The sequence below is a fragment of the Comamonas sp. genome, assembly GCF_009360615.1.
GTDB lineage: Bacteria > Pseudomonadota > Gammaproteobacteria > Burkholderiales > Burkholderiaceae_C > Comamonas.
Genome location: NZ_SPEY01000001.1, coordinates 61,117 through 78,493 on the forward strand (window position 1 = coordinate 61,117; position 17,377 = coordinate 78,493).

At 64.6% G+C, this 17,377-nt stretch carries 14 protein-coding genes; 6 read left to right on the forward strand and 8 right to left on the reverse strand.

Annotated elements, in window-relative coordinates; genetic code table 11:
- Positions 1 to 136: 136 nt before the first annotated feature.
- A complete protein-coding gene (locus E2583_RS00275; RefSeq protein WP_291592075.1) occupies positions 137 to 1,093 on the reverse strand; it encodes an MBL fold metallo-hydrolase in 957 nt (318 codons plus the stop codon).
- 147 nt (positions 1,094 to 1,240) lie between these two features.
- On the opposite strand from E2583_RS00275, the gene E2583_RS00280 reads away from it, so the two are divergent.
- Positions 1,241 to 2,068, forward strand: a complete 828-nt coding sequence (locus tag E2583_RS00280; RefSeq protein ID WP_291592077.1) for an IclR family transcriptional regulator — start codon at positions 1,241 to 1,243, stop codon at positions 2,066 to 2,068.
- A gap of 3 nt (positions 2,069 to 2,071) precedes the next feature.
- Here E2583_RS00280 and E2583_RS00285 read toward each other — a convergent pair whose 3' ends face one another.
- Positions 2,072 to 2,959, reverse strand: coding sequence for an IclR family transcriptional regulator (locus tag E2583_RS00285; RefSeq protein ID WP_291592078.1), 888 nt, complete (start codon positions 2,957 to 2,959; stop codon positions 2,072 to 2,074).
- Between the two features lie 199 nt (positions 2,960 to 3,158).
- Here E2583_RS00285 and E2583_RS00290 point away from each other — a divergent pair, with 199 nt between their 5' ends.
- The 3 genes from E2583_RS00290 (at position 3,159) to E2583_RS00300 (ending at position 8,011) form a co-directional block, all read left to right on the forward strand.
- The gene (locus tag E2583_RS00290; protein WP_291592080.1) at positions 3,159 to 4,145 is read left to right on the forward strand and encodes a tripartite tricarboxylate transporter substrate binding protein; all 987 of its coding nucleotides are present in this window, start codon (positions 3,159 to 3,161) and stop codon (positions 4,143 to 4,145) included.
- Positions 4,146 to 4,248: 103 nt separating this feature from the next.
- Complete coding sequence (locus E2583_RS00295; protein ID WP_291592082.1) at positions 4,249 to 6,600, forward strand: cytochrome P450/oxidoreductase; 2,352 nt, start codon at positions 4,249 to 4,251, stop codon at positions 6,598 to 6,600.
- 103 nt (positions 6,601 to 6,703) lie between these two features.
- Positions 6,704 to 8,011 (forward strand): hypothetical protein, encoded by a 1,308-nt coding sequence (locus tag E2583_RS00300; RefSeq protein ID WP_291592084.1) that lies wholly within the window; start codon positions 6,704 to 6,706, stop codon positions 8,009 to 8,011.
- 28 nt (positions 8,012 to 8,039) lie between these two features.
- Here E2583_RS00300 and E2583_RS00305 read toward each other — a convergent pair whose 3' ends face one another.
- Complete coding sequence (locus tag E2583_RS00305; protein ID WP_291592085.1) at positions 8,040 to 8,870, reverse strand: urease accessory protein UreD; 831 nt, start codon at positions 8,868 to 8,870, stop codon at positions 8,040 to 8,042.
- 166 nt (positions 8,871 to 9,036) lie between these two features.
- Between E2583_RS00305 and E2583_RS00310 the strand changes: the two genes are divergently transcribed.
- Positions 9,037 to 10,104 carry a tripartite tricarboxylate transporter substrate binding protein gene (locus E2583_RS00310; protein ID WP_291592087.1) on the forward strand — a complete coding sequence of 356 codons (1,068 nt, stop codon included), beginning with the start codon at positions 9,037 to 9,039 and terminating at the stop codon, positions 10,102 to 10,104.
- Between the two features lie 27 nt (positions 10,105 to 10,131).
- Positions 10,132 to 11,121: a TauD/TfdA family dioxygenase gene (locus E2583_RS00315; protein WP_291592088.1), complete on the forward strand. Its 990-nt coding sequence runs from the start codon at positions 10,132 to 10,134 to the stop codon at positions 11,119 to 11,121.
- 77 nt (positions 11,122 to 11,198) lie between these two features.
- Here the strand turns inward: E2583_RS00315 and urtE are convergent, their stop codons facing one another.
- The 5 genes from urtE to urtA all read right to left on the reverse strand — a co-directional run bounded on the left by urtE (position 11,199) and on the right by urtA (position 17,336).
- Positions 11,199 to 11,891: an urea ABC transporter ATP-binding subunit UrtE gene (gene urtE, locus E2583_RS00320; RefSeq protein ID WP_034373974.1), complete on the reverse strand. Its 693-nt coding sequence runs from the start codon at positions 11,889 to 11,891 to the stop codon at positions 11,199 to 11,201.
- A 210-nt stretch (positions 11,892 to 12,101) separates the two neighbouring features.
- The gene (gene urtD / locus E2583_RS00325; RefSeq protein WP_043375636.1) at positions 12,102 to 12,977 is read right to left on the reverse strand and encodes an urea ABC transporter ATP-binding protein UrtD; all 876 of its coding nucleotides are present in this window, start codon (positions 12,975 to 12,977) and stop codon (positions 12,102 to 12,104) included.
- A complete protein-coding gene (gene urtC, locus E2583_RS00330; protein ID WP_291592096.1) occupies positions 12,974 to 14,182 on the reverse strand; it encodes an urea ABC transporter permease subunit UrtC in 1,209 nt (402 codons plus the stop codon). Before urtC ends, urtD begins: the two co-directional genes overlap by 4 nt.
- 165 nt (positions 14,183 to 14,347) lie before the next feature.
- Entirely contained in the window at positions 14,348 to 15,961 is a 1,614-nt protein-coding gene (gene urtB / locus E2583_RS00335) for an urea ABC transporter permease subunit UrtB (RefSeq protein ID WP_291592098.1), read from the reverse strand.
- Between the two features lie 106 nt (positions 15,962 to 16,067).
- Complete coding sequence (urtA, locus tag E2583_RS00340) at positions 16,068 to 17,336, reverse strand: urea ABC transporter substrate-binding protein (RefSeq protein WP_003060644.1); 1,269 nt, start codon at positions 17,334 to 17,336, stop codon at positions 16,068 to 16,070.
- Between the last annotated feature and the right edge of the window lie 41 nt (positions 17,337 to 17,377).

Sequence of the window (17,377 nt, forward strand, 5' to 3'; positions counted from 1 at the left end):
TTGCCATTCATGGAACTCAATATCTTTCTCAATTGAATTCCTTGAAAATCTAGTGCAAGCAGCTCCCACTTTGATAGCGTCACTGCAGACCGCCGCGCCTGCGCTCAAGACGTCCAGCCGGGCGGCCCAAGGGCGATCAGCCTTCCAGCGCCTGCCACATCTCGCGGTCGCGCTCGGCTGTCCAGATGCGCGGATCGGCATGGCCCGAAGCCTCGTCATAGGCGCGCGTCACATCGAAGGGCATGCAGTGATTGAAGATCACCCAGTGTCCGTATCTGGGCTGCAGCTTGGCAAAGGCCGCCTCGTACACCTTGCGCAGGTCCTGGCGCGCATCGGCGCCGGCCTTGACTTCGGCCCACAGATCGCTGATGAAGTTGCGCGTACCTGCCAGACCGGCCTGCACTTCGGCAGCGTTCTGCAGCGCCGCACCGCGGCCGGGCACCAGCTTTTCCGGCTGCAGGGCGGCAATGGCGTCCAGCGTCTGCGGCCAGTCCTGGAAATAGGCATCGCCGGCATAGGGCGTGGCATCGAACTCGACCAGGTCGCCACTGAAAAGCACCTTGTCCTGGGGCAGCCAGACCACGGTATCGCCCTTGGTATGGCCTCGGCCCAGCTGCAGGATCTGCACTTCGAGCGTGCCCAGCCACAGCGTCATCTTGCCCGTGAAGGTCATGGTCGGCCAGGTCATGCCCTCAGGCACGCTCTCGACGTTCTGGAACAGACGCGGAAAGCGGCCGATCTCGCTGGCCTTGTCCTGCTCGCCGCGCTCGACGATGAGGTCGTAGGTGTCCTGGCTGGCAATGATGTGCTCGGCGCCATAGGCCGAAGCCCCCAGCACGCGCACCGCATGGTAGTGCGACAGCGTCACGTATTTGATGGGCTTGTCCGTGACTTCGCGGATGCGGCGGATCACGTCCTCGGCCATGACGGGCGTGGCCTGGGTGTCGATGACCATCACGGCGTCGTCGCCGATGACGATGCCGGTGTTGGGATCGCCTTCGGCCGTGTAGGCATAGGCATGTTCGGAGAGCTTGTCGAAGCTCACCTTCTTGACGTCGAGGTCGGCGGCGGAGGCAAAGGTCTTGGTGCTCATCGTTGCAGTCTCTTTGTTTTAAACAAATGCATTCATCTTTATCGAATTTCTGAATGCTAGATTCAAATTCAACATTGCACAATCGATTTGTCATAGTGAAAAACCCTGCAGACTTTTGCACTGCCGTTCCGCCCTCACAATGCCGTCATGCCTCACGCCAACACCTCTTCGACCGACGCCCGCTTGCCACTCGACTCCTGTGACGACGAGCCCACGCGCGCACCGCGCGGCATACAGAGCGTGGAGGTCGGCGGCCAGCTGCTCAAGGTGCTGGCGCGCACGGGCCGGCGCATGGCGCTCAAGGACCTGGCGCGCGAAGCCGAGATGACGGCCGCCAAGGCACACCCTTATCTGGTGAGTTTTTGCAAGCTGGGGCTGATGGAGCAGGATCGCGTCAGCGGCCACTACGGCCTGGGTCCGCTGGCCATTCAAATGGGGCTGATCAGCCTGCAGCAGGCAGACCCTGTGCGCATGGCGATTGCCGAGCTGCCCGCCCTGGCGCAAGAGGTGGGCTATACCGTGTCGGTGTCCATGTGGAGCGGCCAGGGGCCGACCATCATCCGTGTCGAGGAAGGTCCGACCCATGTCTATGTGGCCATGCGCCACGGCACGCCGGCCTCGCTGCGCCATACGGCCACAGGCAAGATTTTTGCGGCCTTCGGCGACCCCGCTCGCATCGCACCGCTGCTGCAGGCCGAAGGCCATCGCCTGGACGAACCGGCGTTTGCGCAAGAGCTGGAAGCCATCCGCCGCCATCACCTGAGCGTGGTCGAGAACCAGCTGCTGTCGGGGGTAAGCGCGCTGGCGGTGCCGGTGTTCGACGGCTTCGGCCAGCTGGTGCTCGCGATTGCCGCCATCGGCCCCTCGGTCACGCTGACGCTGGACCCCGCGGGCATGCCGGCACGAAAGCTGCAGGCCCAGGCACGCCAGCTGTCGCAGCGCCTCGGAGCCCCGGCTGCCCTGACTGAAGCCTGAGACCTAGTCCCGGTAGCCCAGCGAGGCGCTGATGGCGCGCGCCTGCTCGCACACGGCCTGGGCAATCCGGCCTTGCGGATCGGGGTCGAAGCCACCGCTGGCACCCAGCGCGCAGAGCACGGCCACGACATGGCCGTTGTAGTCGCGCAAAGGGGCCGCCACGGCGCTGATGCCGGGCAGATTCAGGTCACGGATCGCAGCGCAACCGGCTGCGCGAATCTCGCCGCGCAACTGCTCCAGCGGCCTGCTGGCATGCAGCAGACGGCGCTGCTCGGGGCCGGCGGCCTCCAGCTCGCGCGCCAGCAGCGCCTCGACCTCGGGCTGCGGCTCCATGAAGGCAAAGAAGGCTCGCCCCGTGGCCGACCAGAGCATGGACATGACCGAGCCCACCCGCACATTCACGGTGATGGGCAGGCTGGGCTCCTCGAAACGCACGATGGTCGGCCCCATATTGCCCATCACCGCCACAAAGCTCGTGACCTGCAGCGACTCGCGCAGCTGCTGCAGGGCCGGCTCGGCCATGCGCACCGGATCGTTCTGGCGCATCGCGGCCAGGCCGATATGGATGGCCTCGCGTCCCAGCGCGTACTGGGTGCCGCCGCGATCCTGCTCCACCAGACCTTCGGCCATGAGACTGGCCAGGTAGCGGTGCACCTTGGCCGGACTTTCACCGACGGCCGCACCGATGGCCGTGAGGCTGGCACGCCCGCCCAGACCGGCCAGCGCCTTGAGCACGGCCAGGCAGGTCTCGGCCGCCTGCACACGCTGGCGGCGCTCGCGCCCGTCCGCAGCTTCGACGGCAACACCGGGCTGGCGCGCCTTCCTGGCGCGCGGCTCGTGCGCCGCAGTGGTCGGCAGCACGACGTCCGCAGTCTTCTTGTCTTTTTTCATGTCTGTAGCGATTGATGGCAGGGCTTGGACCGGCATTCTGATTCAAGTTCATGACTCAAGTCATGGAAATCCCTTGGGCTCAATTTACGCAATGCGTATCAAAATTACGCAAATACCCCCTATTAAAGCGCAACCGCAGGCGGAGTGAAGCTGGGTCAACCCGCAGGCACACAACACCACAGACCAGGAGACACCCTCGATGAAAAAACGCCTCTTCACCGCCTCGGTTCTGGCCACCAGCATGCTCTGGCTGACCGCAGCCCCCGGCACCGTCATGGCCCAGGACAAGTTCCCGAGCAAGAGCGTGCGCTGGATCGTGCCCTATGCCGCGGGCGGCGGCTCGGACTTCCTGGCCCGCACCATAGGCCAGGCCTGGGGCGCCCAGGCCCATCAACCCATCGTCGTGGACAACCGCCCGGGCGGCAACACGGCCATCGGCGCCTCGGAGACCGCGCGCGCACCGGCCGACGGCTATACCGTGCTGTCGGCCGACAACGGCACGCTGATCTTCAATCCGGTGCTCTACAAGAGCCTGAGCTACAACCCCGGCAAGGACCTCGTGCCCGTCACGCTCATGGGTCGTTTTCCGATGATTCTGGTGGCCGGCCCCGCCGAGAAGGCCAAGACCGCCAGGGAGTTCATTGCCGCCGCCAAGGCCAGCGCCGAGGGCGTGAACTACGGCTCCGCCGGTGCGGGCAGCCCTCACCATCTGGCCATGGAGCTGCTCAAGTCCGAGGCCGGTCTCAAGCTCGCCCATGCGCCCTATCGCGGCGCGGCCCCGGCGCTGGCCGATGTGGCGGGCGGTCAGATTCCCGTGATGATGGTGGACCTGGCCGCCGGCGCCGGCTTCATCAAGGGCGGCAAGGTGCGCCCCCTGGCCGTGGCGAATGCGACGCGTCTGCCACAGCTGCCCGATGTGCCCACCTTCGGCGAGCTGGGCCTGCCCGGCGTGCAGGCTGCGGCCCTGGTCGGCATGGTGGCCCCGGCCAAGACCCCGGCCAATGTCGTGACCGCGCTGAACAAGCAGGTGGTCGCCGCCATCAACGAGCCTGCCGTCAAGCAAAAGCTCATCGACTTTGGCGTTGAGCCCGTGGGCAACACGCCCGAGCAGTTCCAGGCGCTGATCCACAGCGAGAGCGCACGCTGGCAAAAGCTGATCAAGGATCTGAACATCACGCTGGACTGATTGCCCCGCTGATCCATGCCGCAGAGGCTGGCGGCAGGCCGCCTCTGCGCTCTCGTCTGATGGCGCAAGCCATCTCCTGCCTCTTTGCGTTTGCGAGCGAGCCATGACCGTTTCCACCCCCAGCCGTTGCCCCATCGATCACAGCCAGTTCGGCAAGCCCACAGGCCAGAGCGGCCCCACGGGCTGCCCCATCAGCCACGGGGCCGCCAGCTTCGATCCCTTTGCCGACGGCTACCAGCAGGACCCGCCCGAATATGTGCGCTGGGCGCGCGAGCAGGAACCGGTGTTCTACAGCCCGCAGCTGGGCTACTGGGTGGTCACGCGCTTCGACGACATCAAGGCCATCTTCCGCGACAACCTGACCTTCAGCCCCTCGATCGCACTGGAGAAGATCACGCCTACGGGCGACGAGGCGAATGCCGTGCTCGCCAGCTATGGCTTTGCACTGAACCGCACCCTGGTCAACGAGGACGAGCCCGCCCACATGCCGCGCCGGCGTGCGTTGATGCAGCCCTTCACGCCCGAGGCACTCAAGCACCACGAGCCCATGGTGCGCCGGCTGGCCCGCGAGTATGTGGACCGCTTCATCGACGACGGCCGCGCCGATCTGGTCGATCAGATGCTGTGGGAGGTACCGCTGACGGTGGCCATGCATTTCCTGGGCGTGCCCGCCGATGATATGGACACGCTTCGCCGGTACAGCATTGCCCACACCGTCAACACCTGGGGACGCCCCCGGGCCGAGGAGCAGGTGGCCGTGGCCCATGCCGTGGGGAACTTCTGGCAGCACGCGGGCCGGATTCTCGACAAGATGCGCGCCGACCCCGACGCCGAAGGATGGATGCAATACGGCATTCGCAAGCAGAAGGAGCTGCCAGAGGTCGTCACCGACTCCTATCTGCACTCCATGATGATGGCCGGCCTCGTCGCGGCGCACGAGACCACGGCCAACGCCTCGGCCAACGCGATCAAGCTGCTGCTGCAGCACCCCAAGGCCTGGCAGGAAATCTGCGCCGATCCCTCGCTCATCCCCAACGCCGTGGAGGAGTGCCTGCGCCACAACGGCTCGGTGGCGGCCTGGCGACGACTGGCTACCAAGGATGTGGTGATCGGCGGTCAGGCCATTCCAGCCGGCAGCAAGCTGCTCATCATCACCTCTTCGGCCAACCACGACGAGCAGCATTTCGTCGATGCCGACCTGTTCGACATCCACCGCGACAATGCCAGCGATCACCTGACCTTCGGCTACGGCTCCCACCAGTGCATGGGCAAGAATCTGGCACGCATGGAAATGCAGATCTTCCTCGAGGAATTCACGCGCCGCCTGCCCCATATGCAACTGGCAGAACAACGCTTCACCTATGTGCCCAACACCTCGTTCCGCGGCCCCGAACATCTGTGGGTGCAATGGGACGTGAGCCGCAACCCCGAGCGCGCCAATCCCGCCGTGCTGGCCGCGCAGCAGCCGGTGCGCATCGGCGAATCCTCGCAAGGCGGCGTCAGCCGCACCATGCGGGTGGAAAGCACCGAGCTGATCGCGCAGGATGTGCTGCGCGTGCGACTCAAGGCGCCCGACGGACGCGATCTGCCACGCTGGACCCCGGGCTCGCACATCGACCTGCACTGCGGCGACACGGGCATCTCGCGCCAGTACTCGCTATGCGGCGATCCGCAGCAAGCGGATACCTACGAGATCGCCGTGCTGCGCGAGGAACACAGCCGTGGCGGTTCGGCCTGGATCCATGGATCGCTGCGGGCCGGGATGAAGGTGCAGATGCGCGGCCCGCGCAACCACTTCAAGCTCGACGAAAGCGCGCAGCAGCTGATTCTCGTCGCCGGCGGCATCGGCATCACGCCGGTTGCGGCCATGGCGGCGCGCGCCCAGACCTTGGGCATCCCCTATGAAATTCACTACAGCTGCAGTCAGCGCGAGCGCATGGCGCTGTTGCATGCATTGCAGGCACGGCATGGCGAGCGTCTGCAGATCTATGTGGGCGCAGAAGGCCAGCGAGCCGATTACCAGGCGCTGCTGGCCCAGGTCAGGCCCGGCGCACAGATCTATGCCTGCGGTCCGCAGCGCATGCTCGACGGCCTTGCCCAGGCCAGCCAGCACTGGCCGGAGGACAGCCTGCGCGTGGAGCATTTCTCCAGCACCCTGGGCGCGCTCGACCCGGACAAGGAGCACGGCTTCGAGGTCGAGCTGCGCGAATCCGGCATCACGCTGCAGGTGCGCAACGATGAAACGCTGCTCGATGCGCTGCGCAGCGCCAATATCGATATCGAGTGCGACTGCCGCGAAGGCCTCTGCGGCTCCTGCGAGGTGCCGGTGCTGGAAGGCGATATCGACCATCGCGACATGGTGCTGACCCGTGCCGAGCGTGCGGCCTGCACCAAGATGATGAGCTGCTGCTCGCGCGCCAGGACGCAGGAGTCCAGAATCGTTCTGGCGCTGTAGCGTCCCCGGCGGGAAGCCCCGGGCGGGAAGCCCCAGGCGCGCAGCACCTGGCCGGCTGCCGCCGCCAGGCCACATATGGCTTGTGCCTAGAATCAATGCCCATATGGGCCTGTTGCAAATACTGCTGATTCTGGTGTGGGCACCGACGGTGGCGCTCATCGCCTTCGTGCTCACCAGCTGGCTGGGCCATGGCGCTCAAGCCATCTGGAGCGCCTTGACGGGCACTCGCGCTGACGAGCGTTCGACCTGGCCGCTGCTGCTGGGCGGCGTGGCGGCCCTGGCGGGCATGGTGGGGGCGGTCATCACCTTTCCGAACCAGGCCGTCATGCAGCATGCGTTCGGCAAGCTGCTGGGCTATGGCTCTACACGCGTGGAGATCACGCTGCGCCAGGACGATGCCGCCACACGCCAGGCCTTGCTGGAGACGCTGGGCTCCTTCATGGAAATGGGCGGACGCGAGATCCGCTACCGGGTCTCCACCCGCCATGGCAGCTACACCGAAACCGACGAAGTACCCAGCCACTACCGCTTCGAAAACGGGCGCCTGGAGATCGCCACAGGCGGCATCGTCAGCAGCGACAGACTGTCCGCGATGCAGCATGGCTTCAAGGCACTGGCGCAATTTCCCACAGCCAGCTCGATTGACGCCGGCGTGCCGGCAACCGTAAGCCTGGGCAAGGAGCGGATAACCGTGGAGATGCTGCCGCGCACGGCCATGCTGGTCCACCGCGACGCTGCCAAGGACTGGTCAAGCGTGCTGCGTACGGCCCCGCCTGCCCGTTGCCATCTGGAGGTGCAGGCGCTGTTCTCCACGGATGCCTTCAGGCTGCTCATGTTCGCAGGCCGGGCCTCAGGCGATGTCGAGATCCACACCGGCCCCGATACCGCCCTGCGCGACACGCAGTACCAACTGGTCGGCATGGGCCTCGTGCCGGGCAGCAACGGGCGCAGCGTCAAGGAGCTGGAGACCGATGCCACCCGCATCTATGGCGTGCTGAGACTGCTGCCGCCGGGCCTGAATCCCGATGTCATGGACTGCGATACTGCGCTGGGACGCATGAGCGACCCGGCCCTGGTGGCAGCCGCCATGCTGTCCACCTTTCCCGGCCTGGAAGGACGTGTGAGCGGCATAGAGATCACGCCTTCAGCCTCCTTCTCGCCCTGGCACAACCGGGGCTGGACGGCCGTGCCGCCCGGCACACGCTCGCAAGGCGGAACGCGAGCCGAAGCAGGCACGCGCGCCTGCACCCTGGAGCAGAACCGCCACACGCGCACCCTGGTATCCATGGTCGAAGAGCACTGCACGGAACGCGAGCCGCAAAACGCTGGTGCCGCCTGTCCCCAACTGCGTGAACGCCTGAACTGGGCCCAGGCCGAGCTGGCCCGATGCAGAAAACAGTTGGTGCGTTGAAACGGCGCCAAGGCCCGCGCAACAGCGATCACATGGACCAGATTCTGGGAGTGCCTCCCTGCAGCCCCCAGAGTTCTTTTCTCCAGAAACTCCACACAGTTTTCCACAACATCATCACAGATTCAACCACAGGTGATACACAGCGCAGAACCAGCATGTTTTCATTGGGAGCGGTGACACCGCTCAACACTGCCGGGGCAGCCTCCTCAAGCAGCTCCTGCGTGCCTTCCAGCAAGGCTTCGCGCTGATGCCGCGCCATGGCTGAGCCGCTGGCAAAGATCAGACTGCCCAGGCAGCGATGCCCGGCCAGCCCCAGGTCGCCGTTGAGCAGCAACTCATCCTGCGCGTTGACCACGCCGCGCTCCAGGAAACGGCCCGGCCATTCGATGTGCTGCTCGAACCTGCCGGACTCATAGGGCTGGGCGGCCAGCGGCAGGCCCAGTGCCGTTACATCCCAGGTCAGCAGCTGCGCGTCTTCGGCAAGTTCGAACTCCAGGTGGTTGACGGCATCGCAGGCGTTGTACGCGATCGCCTCCAGCGGCAGCCACTCCAGCCTCGCGCCGGGGTCCAGACGCAGCCGGGTACGCTGCATGGCCTGCTTCCCGTTGCTTTTGTAAAAACGCGTGGCACCAGGCGTGGTGACCAGCGCATGCGCACCTTCTGCGACATGGACATCAATGTCCAGCACATCGCCGCCCACCAGCCCGCCGGGCGGGTGCACCAGCACATTGTGGCAGATGGCCGCCCCCTCGGGATACAGACTTTTGAGGATGCGCAGCGGGCCGTCGTGCGTGAATTGCACCGAGCTCTTGCCGTCCTGCAGGGAATAGTTCAGCGCCAGTTGCGCATGCCAGGTCATTGTCTTTCTCGCCTCTTCAAGCAGGCCTGTCGCTCAGGCCGGGATAGCTCAGCTGTTTTGCTTACTAACTCATGAAAATTCATTCGTTGTTGTATCGCAGCAGCGCTTCTACAGTCTCTCGCACGCCAGCTTGTCAAGCATATGGCGATTGATTTCAGGAGCATTCATGTCGGTCGCTACCGTAACGCATTCCCGCCTGCATCGCACTCTGGCCCCATGGCTGACATCGATGGCGGTGCTGTGCTGCACGCTGGCAACTGGCCCTGCTGCCGCGCAGTCCGGCGGTGCGGTGGCCTCGGCCTGGAAGCCCGGCAAGTCCCCGGAATTCATTGTCCCCAGCGGAGCCGGCGCGGCGCTGGATCTGGCGGCCCGCAAGCTCACCGAGCTGCTGGCACGCGATGGCCATGCACAGCAGTTCGTGGTCAGCAACAAGTCCGGCGCGCATGCGATCGCCGCGCTGGAAAGCCTGCACCGCCACCCTGGCGACGCCCATACGTTGATGACGCTGAGCACCAGCTACGGCAACAGCCTGGCGCAGAATGCCCTGCCCGCCAACCTGCAGAAAGGCACGCCGCTGGTGACCTTGCTGCGCGAGTTCACCACGGTGGTCGTGCGTGCGGATTCGCCGCTGCGCAATGCCCAGGACCTGATCGCCCAGCTGCGCAAGGACCCCGAGAAATACTCCATCGGCATCGCCACCACACTGGGCAATCACATCCATCTTGGCGTGGCCCAGCCCTTGCAGCAGGGCGGCGTGAATATCCAGAAGCTGCGCATCGTTCCCTACAAGTCCTCCGCCGAATCCATGGTGGCGCTGGCCGGCGGCCATCTTGATGTGGTTTCGGCCACCACGCCGAACCTGCTGCCCTATCTGCAGTCGGGCCGTGTGCGCGTGCTGGCGATTGCCGCCGACAAGCGGCTTGAAGGCGTGTTCGCCCAGTCGCCCACCTGGAAAGAGCAAGGCATCGACTATGTCAGCGATTCGTTTCAGGGCGTGATGACGGCACCCGGTGCCAGCGCCGCGCAACAGGCGTATTGGGTGAACGCGCTGCGTAAGGTTTCCGAAACCCGGGAATGGAAGGAGTTTGTGGCGCTGAACCAGTGGGAACCCATCTTCCTCGGCCCGCAGGACACCGCCCGCGCACTGCATGCCCAGGTCGAACGCAGCCATGCTCTGCTGAACGAACTCGGCCTGCTGCCGGCCAGCGCCTCCCGTATTGCCCAGGCCCGTTGAAGCCCCGCTCTCGTCAGGAACAATCCCATGAACATGCCCCTGCCCCACGCTCCGCTGCAGCATCTGGACGAACGCCTGAGCTCCGCAAGCCACATCACTCCACATATCCGCATCACGCCACAGTCGGCGCATATCGGCGCGCTGATCAGCGGCGTCAATCTGAAGCAGGCCTTGAGCGCCGCCGAAGTGCACACCATCCGCTCGGCATTGCTGCGCTGGAAGGTGATCTTCTTTCGCGACCAGCACCTCAGCCACGCGCAGCAGATCGCCTTTTCGCGCCAGTTTGGCGAGCTGACACCCGGCCACCCCGTCTTCGGTCATGTCGAAGGCTTTCCCGAGCTGTATTCGATTGCCAAGCACCGCAAGGCCAACCGTCATAGCGGCCAGGCCGAACAGCGCCCCTGGACCGGCTGGCATGCCGATGTGACGGCCGCCCACAACCCGCCTGCCGCATCGATTCTGCGCGGCGTGACGATTCCGCCCTATGGCGGCGACACGCAATGGACCAATCTGGCAGCGGCCTACGAAGCGCTCTCCAAACCGCTGCAGGCCTTCTTGCAGGGCCTGCGTGGCGAGCACCGCTTCAGCGCCCCGCAGGGAGCCACGGCCTCGCAGGAATATCTGGACCTGGTGCGCGGCAACACCCTGATCAGCGAACACCCGCTGGTCACGATTCATCCCGAGACCGGCGAGAAGGTGCTCTACGTCAGCCCCGGCTTTCTCAAGTCCATCGTGGAACTCTCCACCCGCGAATCGCGCGTGCTGCTGGAGCTGCTCTGGGAGCACGCCGTCAGCAGCGAGTTCACCGTGCGCTTCAAGTGGGAGCCAGGCTCGCTGGCCTTCTGGGACAACCGTTCCACGGCCCATGTGGCTCCACAGGATATCTTTGCGCTGGAGTTCGATCGCCAGCTCTACCGCACGACGCTGGTGGGCGAAGTGCCCCGGGGCGTGGACGGCCGCGCCAGCACTGCCATTCAGGGCAATCCGGTGCTGGCCGCCCACGGCGCAGCGTATTGACGAAATGAGTTGTCCTCCGGGCATGGCCTGAGGCTTTGAGGTGCCGCTTGCGGCACCTTTTTTTATGCGCACACGGCTCAGATGGCCACCAGCGAGCGCACATTCTTCTCCTGCATCTCGCTGCCCGGACCCGATGCAATCACCTCGCCGCGCTCCATCACCACATAGTGGTCAGCCAGCTCCTCGGCAAAGTCGTAGTACTGCTCGCACAGCAGGATGGCCATGTCGCCGCGATTGGCCAGCATGCGGATCACGCGGCCGATGTCCTTGATGATGCTGGGCTGTATGCCCTCGGTGGGCTCATCCAGGATCAGGATCTTGGGTTGCGGCGCCAGCGCACGCGCAATGGCCAGCTGCTGCTGCTGGCCGCCCGAGAGATCGCCGCCGCGGCGGTGCAGCATCTGCTTGAGCACGGGGAACAGCTCGTAGAGCTCGCCCGGAATCCGGGTACCTGCCGAGCAATAGGACAGCCCCATGCGCAGATTGTCCTCCACCGACAGGCGCGAGAAGATTTCGCGCCCCTGGGGCACATAGCCGATGCCGCTGCGCGCGCGCTCGTAGGGCGTCCTGCGCGCGATATCGCGGCCCTGCCATTCAATGCCGCCGCTTCTGATGGGAACCAGCCCCATCAGGCTTTTGAGCAAGGTGGTCTTGCCCACGCCGTTGCGGCCCAGCAGCACCGTGACCTTGCCGATCTCGGCCGTGAAATTCACGTCCCGCAGGATGTGCGAGCCGCCGTAGTACTGATGCAGGTTCTGAACTTTAAGCATTTTCGACCTCTAACGCTTACACAGAAAGCGCAAGCAGCTATCTAATTTGACTATCTGCGAAGCGCATGACGTTTGAAACTGGCGCTGCCCAATCAAAGAGACAGCGAGGAAGCGCCGCCGCGCACCGAAGCAGTCGTCCCCCTCCCTCAGCGCGAAGCGCGCAGAGAGAGGGGAAGGCGCGGGGCCGCCCAGGCAAAGTGCCTCAGGGGGTTACCTCCCAAGATACACCTCGATCACGCGCTCGTCAGCCTGCACCTCGGCCAGCGTTCCCTCGGCCAGTACCGAGCCATCGCAAAGCACCGTGACCTTCTCGCTGATGGTGTCGATAAAGCTCATGTCGTGCTCCACCACCATCAGCGAATGCTTACCCTTGAGCGTCAGAAACAGCTCGGCCGTGCGCACCGTTTCCTCATCGGTCATGCCGGCCACAGGCTCGTCGAGCAGCAGCAGCTTGGGCTCCTGCACCAGCAGCATGCCGATCTCCAGCCACTGCTTCTGTCCGTGACTGAGCAGCCCGGCTTGGCGCGTTACGCTGCCTGCCAGATGAATGGTGTGCAGTACCTCGGCAATGCGATCCCTCTGCGCGCCGCTGAGCTTGAACAGCATGGAGGAGGCAATGCCCTTGTGGGTCTTGAGCGCCAGCTCCAGGTTCTCGAACACGCTGAGCTGCTCGAACACCGTGGGCTTCTGGAACTTGCGGCCAATGCCCATGGCGGCGATCTCGGGTTCCTTGTAGCGCAGCAGATCGATGGTGGAGCCGAAGAACACCGTGCCGCTGTCGGGCCGGGTCTTGCCGGTGATGATGTCCATCATCGTGGTCTTGCCCGCACCATTGGGGCCGATGATGCAGCGCAGTTCACCGGGCGCGATATCGAGGTTCAGACCGTTGATGGCCTTGAAGCCGTCGAAGCTCACATGCACGTCTTCGAGATAGAGGATGCGGCCGTGGGTCACATCCACTTCGCCGGCCACCACGGGGCGCGCCAGACTGGCGTTGCGGCCGCCGGATTCGGTGCGCAGCGCGGCTTCGCGCTGCTGGTAGGAAGCCAGGCGCTGCTCGCCTTCCTGCATCAGATCGGGGGTCATGCGCGCACTCCTTCAAGGGCATCGGCAGAAGCCGGCTCGGCAGCGGCTTTGGCAGCTGCGGCTGCAGTCTGGTTCAACGGATCCCGGACCTGGGCCTTGCGCTTCTCACGCCACTGGCGAAGCTGCTGCGGCAGGCGAATCAGTCCTCCCGGCATGAACAGCGTCACGACGATGAACAGCGCACCCAGCACGTACAGCCAGTATTCGGGTGCGGCCACGGTGAGCCAGCTCTTGCCGCCATTGACGGCAAACGCGCCGATGATGGGGCCGACCAGCGAGGCACGTCCGCCCACGGCAGTCCACACCGCCATTTCGATGGAATTGCCCACGCTCATCTCGCTGGGGTTGATGATGCCCACCTGGGGCACATAGAGCGCGCCCGCCAGGCCGCACATCATGGCCGAGATGACCCAGATCGACAGCTTGTAGGGCAGCGGGTTGTAACCGCAGAACATGGTGCGCGATTCGGCATCGCGTACAGCCTGCAGCACGCGCCCGTACTTGCTTCGCATCAGCCAGCGCGAGAACAGAAAGCAGCCCAGCAGCGCCAGCCCCGACAGCGCGAACAGCAGCACATGCACGGCTTGCGAGTTGATGGAAAACCCCAGCAGGGTCTTGAAGCCCGTGAAGCCGTTGTTGCCGCCGAAGCCGGTCTCGTTGCGGAAGAACAGCAGCATGGCGGCATAGGTCAGGGCCTGGGTGATGATGGAGAAATACACGCCCTTGATGCGCGAGCGAAAGGCGAAGTAGCCGAACAGCCCGCCGATCAGGCCCGGCACCAGAAACACCAGCAGCACGGTGGCGGCAAAGCTGCCCGACAGCGCCCAGTGCCAGGGCAGTTCCTTCCAGTCCAGAAACCCCATGAAGGCGGGCAAGGCGTCGGGGCCTGCGGCCTCGCGCATCAGGTACATGCCCATCACATAGCCGCCCAGCGCGAAGAACAGGCCGTGGCCCAGACTCAGGATGCCGGTGTAGCCCCAGATCAGGTCAATCGCCAGTGCGCAGATGGCATAGCACATGAACTTGCCCAGCAGGCCCAGCATGTAGTCGGACAGGTGCAGTGCACTGTCCTCGGGCACCCACAGATTGAGTGCGGGAGCCACGGCGCAGACCAGGATCAGCACGATGAGAAACACCGTCCAGCCCTTGGCGGATAGCAGCGGCGCGGGCTTGGGCAGTTCGATGGGTATGGATTGGGTTGTCATGTCAGTTTTCCCTCATGTGGAGCAAGGCACATGGCCTGCCCAACTGGCGCGGCCCAGGTACGAGACACCGAGCAAGGGCCGCCCCGCAGCGAGGGTGTCGTCCCCTGCCCGCAGCGCGCAGCAATGCGAGAGCGGGGGAAGGCGCGAAGCGACTCAAGGGGTGATTCATGTTTCCGCACTGCGGCCCTTCAGGGCAAAAATGCCTTGCGGACGCTTTTGAATGAAGACCACGATGAACAGCAGCACGGCGATCTTGGCCAGCACGGCACCGGTCCAGCCTTCCAGCAGCTTGCTAAGCACGCCCAGGCCCAGAGCCGCATAGACGGTGCCCGCGAGCTGGCCCACACCGCCCAGCACCACCACCAGGAAACTGTCCACGATGTAGTTCTGCCCGAGATCCGGGCCCACATTGCCGATCTGGCTCAGGGCGCAGCCGGCAAGACCGGCGATACCGGAGCCCAGTGCAAACGCATAGGTGTCGGTGCGTGCCGTGTTGACGCCTACACAGGAAGCCATGGCGCGGTTCTGCGTCACGCCGCGCACGAACAGGCCCAGCCGCGTTCTGGCGATCATGAAGGCCACGCCCGCCAGCACGGCGAACGCAAAGACGATGATGGCGATGCGATTCCAGGGCAGCGTGAGATTGGGCAGCAGCGCAATGCCGCCGCTCATCCAGGCGGGGTTTTCCACGCCCACGTTCTGCGCCCCGAAAAGGCTGCGCACGGTTTGCTGCAGCACCAGGCTGATGCCGAAGGTGGCCAGCAGGGTCTCCAGCGGGCGACCGTAGAGAAAGCGGATCACGCCGCGCTCGAGCACCGCACCGACCAGCGCCGAGGCCAGGAAGGCCACGGGAACGGCCACCGCCAGATACCCGCCAAACCAGGCCTCGGGCAGCCAGCGCTGGAATGCGACCTGCACCAGATAGGTCGCATAGGCACCGATCATGATCAGCTCACCGTGCGCCATATTGATGACGCCCATCAGGCCGTAAGTGATAGTCAGACCCAGCGCCGCCAGCAACAGCACCGAGCCCAGGCTGATGCCGCTGAAGATCGCCCCCAGCCTGTCGCCCCAGGCCAGGCCTTCGGCAATGCCGGCCAGCGCGGCCTTGATGGCTTTCTGCACACCAGGATCGGCCTCTTCGGACAGGCGCTGGTTCAACAGCAGCTGCGTCTCCGGCGTCTGCTGGCGCGACAGCTGCTCCACCGCCTTCAGACGCTGCTGCGCCTCGTCGCTGCCCAGCAGGCTGGCAGCCTGGCTGCGTTCCAGCAGGGCCCGAACCTGCGCGTCCTGCTCCGCCGCCAGCGCTTTTTCGATCAGGGGAAGGCGCCCTGCATCGGGCTCGGAGGCCAGTTGCTCGGCAGCCTTGCGGCGCGCCTGCACATCGCGGCTGCCCAACGCCAGCGCCGCCTGCGCCGTATCGATGACCGAGCGCAGGTAATTGTTGCTGACGACCTCCTCGGCATCCGCCGGGAGTTGGGCCGCCTGGCCGGTCACCGGGTCGGTGACCGCGTCGCCGCTCATCACATAGACCTTGCCCCGGGATACGCGCACTTCATCGTTGGCGAGCGCGCCCAGATAGGCAGACAGGCGACCGCCGTCAGTCTGTGCATCCGGCGCCAGCACGGCCTGGTTGATCGCCAGCACGCGCTGTTCGGAGTCGTCTGCCGCCGCCATGGCATAGGCCTGCTCGGTCGTCAGCGCGTGGCTGGAAAAACTCAGCAGCGAGCCCAGTCCCACGGCCCATGCCAGCCGCCATGACTTGCGCAGTAGTTTCATAACAGAATCTCGGTATTTAGCGCTGAAAACCTTGCCTATAAATCGCAAGCAGCTATCTTTTCAGGACTGGAGAGCCCACCAGACCCCTCCAGTCCGGGGGAGCGGGTCAGGAACTCTTGCCGTTGGGCTCGTCCTTCTTCTTGTCGTTGCCTTCGATATACGGGCTCCAGGGCTGGGCCTTGATCGGGCCCTTGGTCTTCCAGACCACGCTGAACTGGCCGTCGGCCTTGATCTCGCCGACCATCACGGGCTTGTGCAGATGGTGGTTCTTCTCGTCCATCTTCAGGGTGAAGCCGCTGGGTGCGGTAAAGGTCTGGCCGGCCATGGCCGCGATCACCTTGTCGGTATCGGTGCTCTTGGCCTTTTCCACGGCCTGCTTCCACATGTGGATGCCGACCCAGGTGGCTTCCATCGGGTCGTTGGTCAGCGGCTTGTCCTTGTGGCCAGCGATGTTCTTGGCCTTGGCGTAATCGCCCCACTGCTTGATGAAGGCCGTGTTGGTCGGGTTCTTCACGCTCATGAAGTAGTTCCATGCCGCCAGGTGACCGACCAGAGGCTTGGTGTCCACGCCGCGCAGCTCCTCTTCACCCACGCTGAAGGCCACCACTGGCACGTCCTTGGCCTTGAGGCCGGCATTGCCCAGCTCCTTGTAGAAGGGCACGTTGGAGTCGCCGTTGATGGTGGAGATCACCGCCGTCTTGCCGCCCGTGGAGAACTTCTTCACATCGGCCACGATGGTCTGGTAGTCGCTGTGGCCGAAGGGCGTGTAGGTTTCCATGATGTCGGAATCCTTCACGCCCTTGGACTTGAGGAAGGCACGCAGAATCTTGTTGGTGGTGCGTGGGTACACATAGTCCGTGCCCAGCAGCACAAAGCGCTTGGCACCGCCGCCTTCCTTGCTCATCAGATACTCGACCGCAGGAATCGCCTGCTGGTTGGGCGCGGCGCCAGTGTAGAAGACGTTCTTGGAGAGTTCCTCGCCCTCATACTGCACGGGGTAGAACAGCAGGCCGTTGTTCTGCTCGAACACCGGCAGCACGGACTTGCGCGACACGCTGGTCCAGCAGCCGAAGACCACGGCCACCTTGTCCTGGGTGATCAGCTGCTTGGCTTTTTCGGCAAACAGCGGCCAGTTGGAGGCCGGGTCCACCACCACGGGCTCCAGCTTCTTGCCCATCACGCCGCCCTTGGCATTGATGTCGTCGATGGCCATCAGCACCGTGTCCTTGAGCACGGTCTCGGAGATGGCCATGGTGCCCGAGAGGCTGTGCAGCACACCCACCTTGATGGTGTCTGCAGCCAGCACCTGAGAAGTCAATCCCAGGCCCAGAGCCATGGATGCAGCCAGTGTTGTGAGGGTTCCGCGACGATTCATTTCAGCACTCCCAGGAGGTTTTGTTCGGTCACATTGACCGC

What these genes read in the sequence shown, in the direction of transcription:
- urtC (WP_291592096.1), bottom strand. Translation starts at nt 14,182, where the DNA reads ATGACAACCCAATCCATACCCATCGAACTGCCCAAGCCCGCGCCGCTG.
- E2583_RS00305 (WP_291592085.1), bottom strand. Translation starts at nt 8,870, where the DNA reads ATGACCTGGCATGCGCAACTGGCGCTGAACTATTCCCTGCAGGACGGC.
- E2583_RS00295 (WP_291592082.1), top strand. Translation starts at nt 4,249, where the DNA reads ATGACCGTTTCCACCCCCAGCCGTTGCCCCATCGATCACAGCCAGTTC.
- urtB (WP_291592098.1), bottom strand. Translation starts at nt 15,961, where the DNA reads ATGAAACTACTGCGCAAGTCATGGCGGCTGGCATGGGCCGTGGGACTG.
- E2583_RS00315 (WP_291592088.1), top strand. Translation starts at nt 10,132, where the DNA reads ATGAACATGCCCCTGCCCCACGCTCCGCTGCAGCATCTGGACGAACGC.
- E2583_RS00310 (WP_291592087.1), top strand. Translation starts at nt 9,037, where the DNA reads ATGTCGGTCGCTACCGTAACGCATTCCCGCCTGCATCGCACTCTGGCC.
- E2583_RS00285 (WP_291592078.1), bottom strand. Translation starts at nt 2,959, where the DNA reads ATGAAAAAAGACAAGAAGACTGCGGACGTCGTGCTGCCGACCACTGCG.
- urtD (WP_043375636.1), bottom strand. Translation starts at nt 12,977, where the DNA reads ATGACCCCCGATCTGATGCAGGAAGGCGAGCAGCGCCTGGCTTCCTAC.
- urtA (WP_003060644.1), bottom strand. Translation starts at nt 17,336, where the DNA reads ATGAATCGTCGCGGAACCCTCACAACACTGGCTGCATCCATGGCTCTG.
- E2583_RS00275 (WP_291592075.1), bottom strand. Translation starts at nt 1,093, where the DNA reads ATGAGCACCAAGACCTTTGCCTCCGCCGCCGACCTCGACGTCAAGAAG.
- E2583_RS00290 (WP_291592080.1), top strand. Translation starts at nt 3,159, where the DNA reads ATGAAAAAACGCCTCTTCACCGCCTCGGTTCTGGCCACCAGCATGCTC.
- urtE (WP_034373974.1), bottom strand. Translation starts at nt 11,891, where the DNA reads ATGCTTAAAGTTCAGAACCTGCATCAGTACTACGGCGGCTCGCACATC.
- E2583_RS00300 (WP_291592084.1), top strand. Translation starts at nt 6,704, where the DNA reads ATGGGCCTGTTGCAAATACTGCTGATTCTGGTGTGGGCACCGACGGTG.
- E2583_RS00280 (WP_291592077.1), top strand. Translation starts at nt 1,241, where the DNA reads ATGCCTCACGCCAACACCTCTTCGACCGACGCCCGCTTGCCACTCGAC.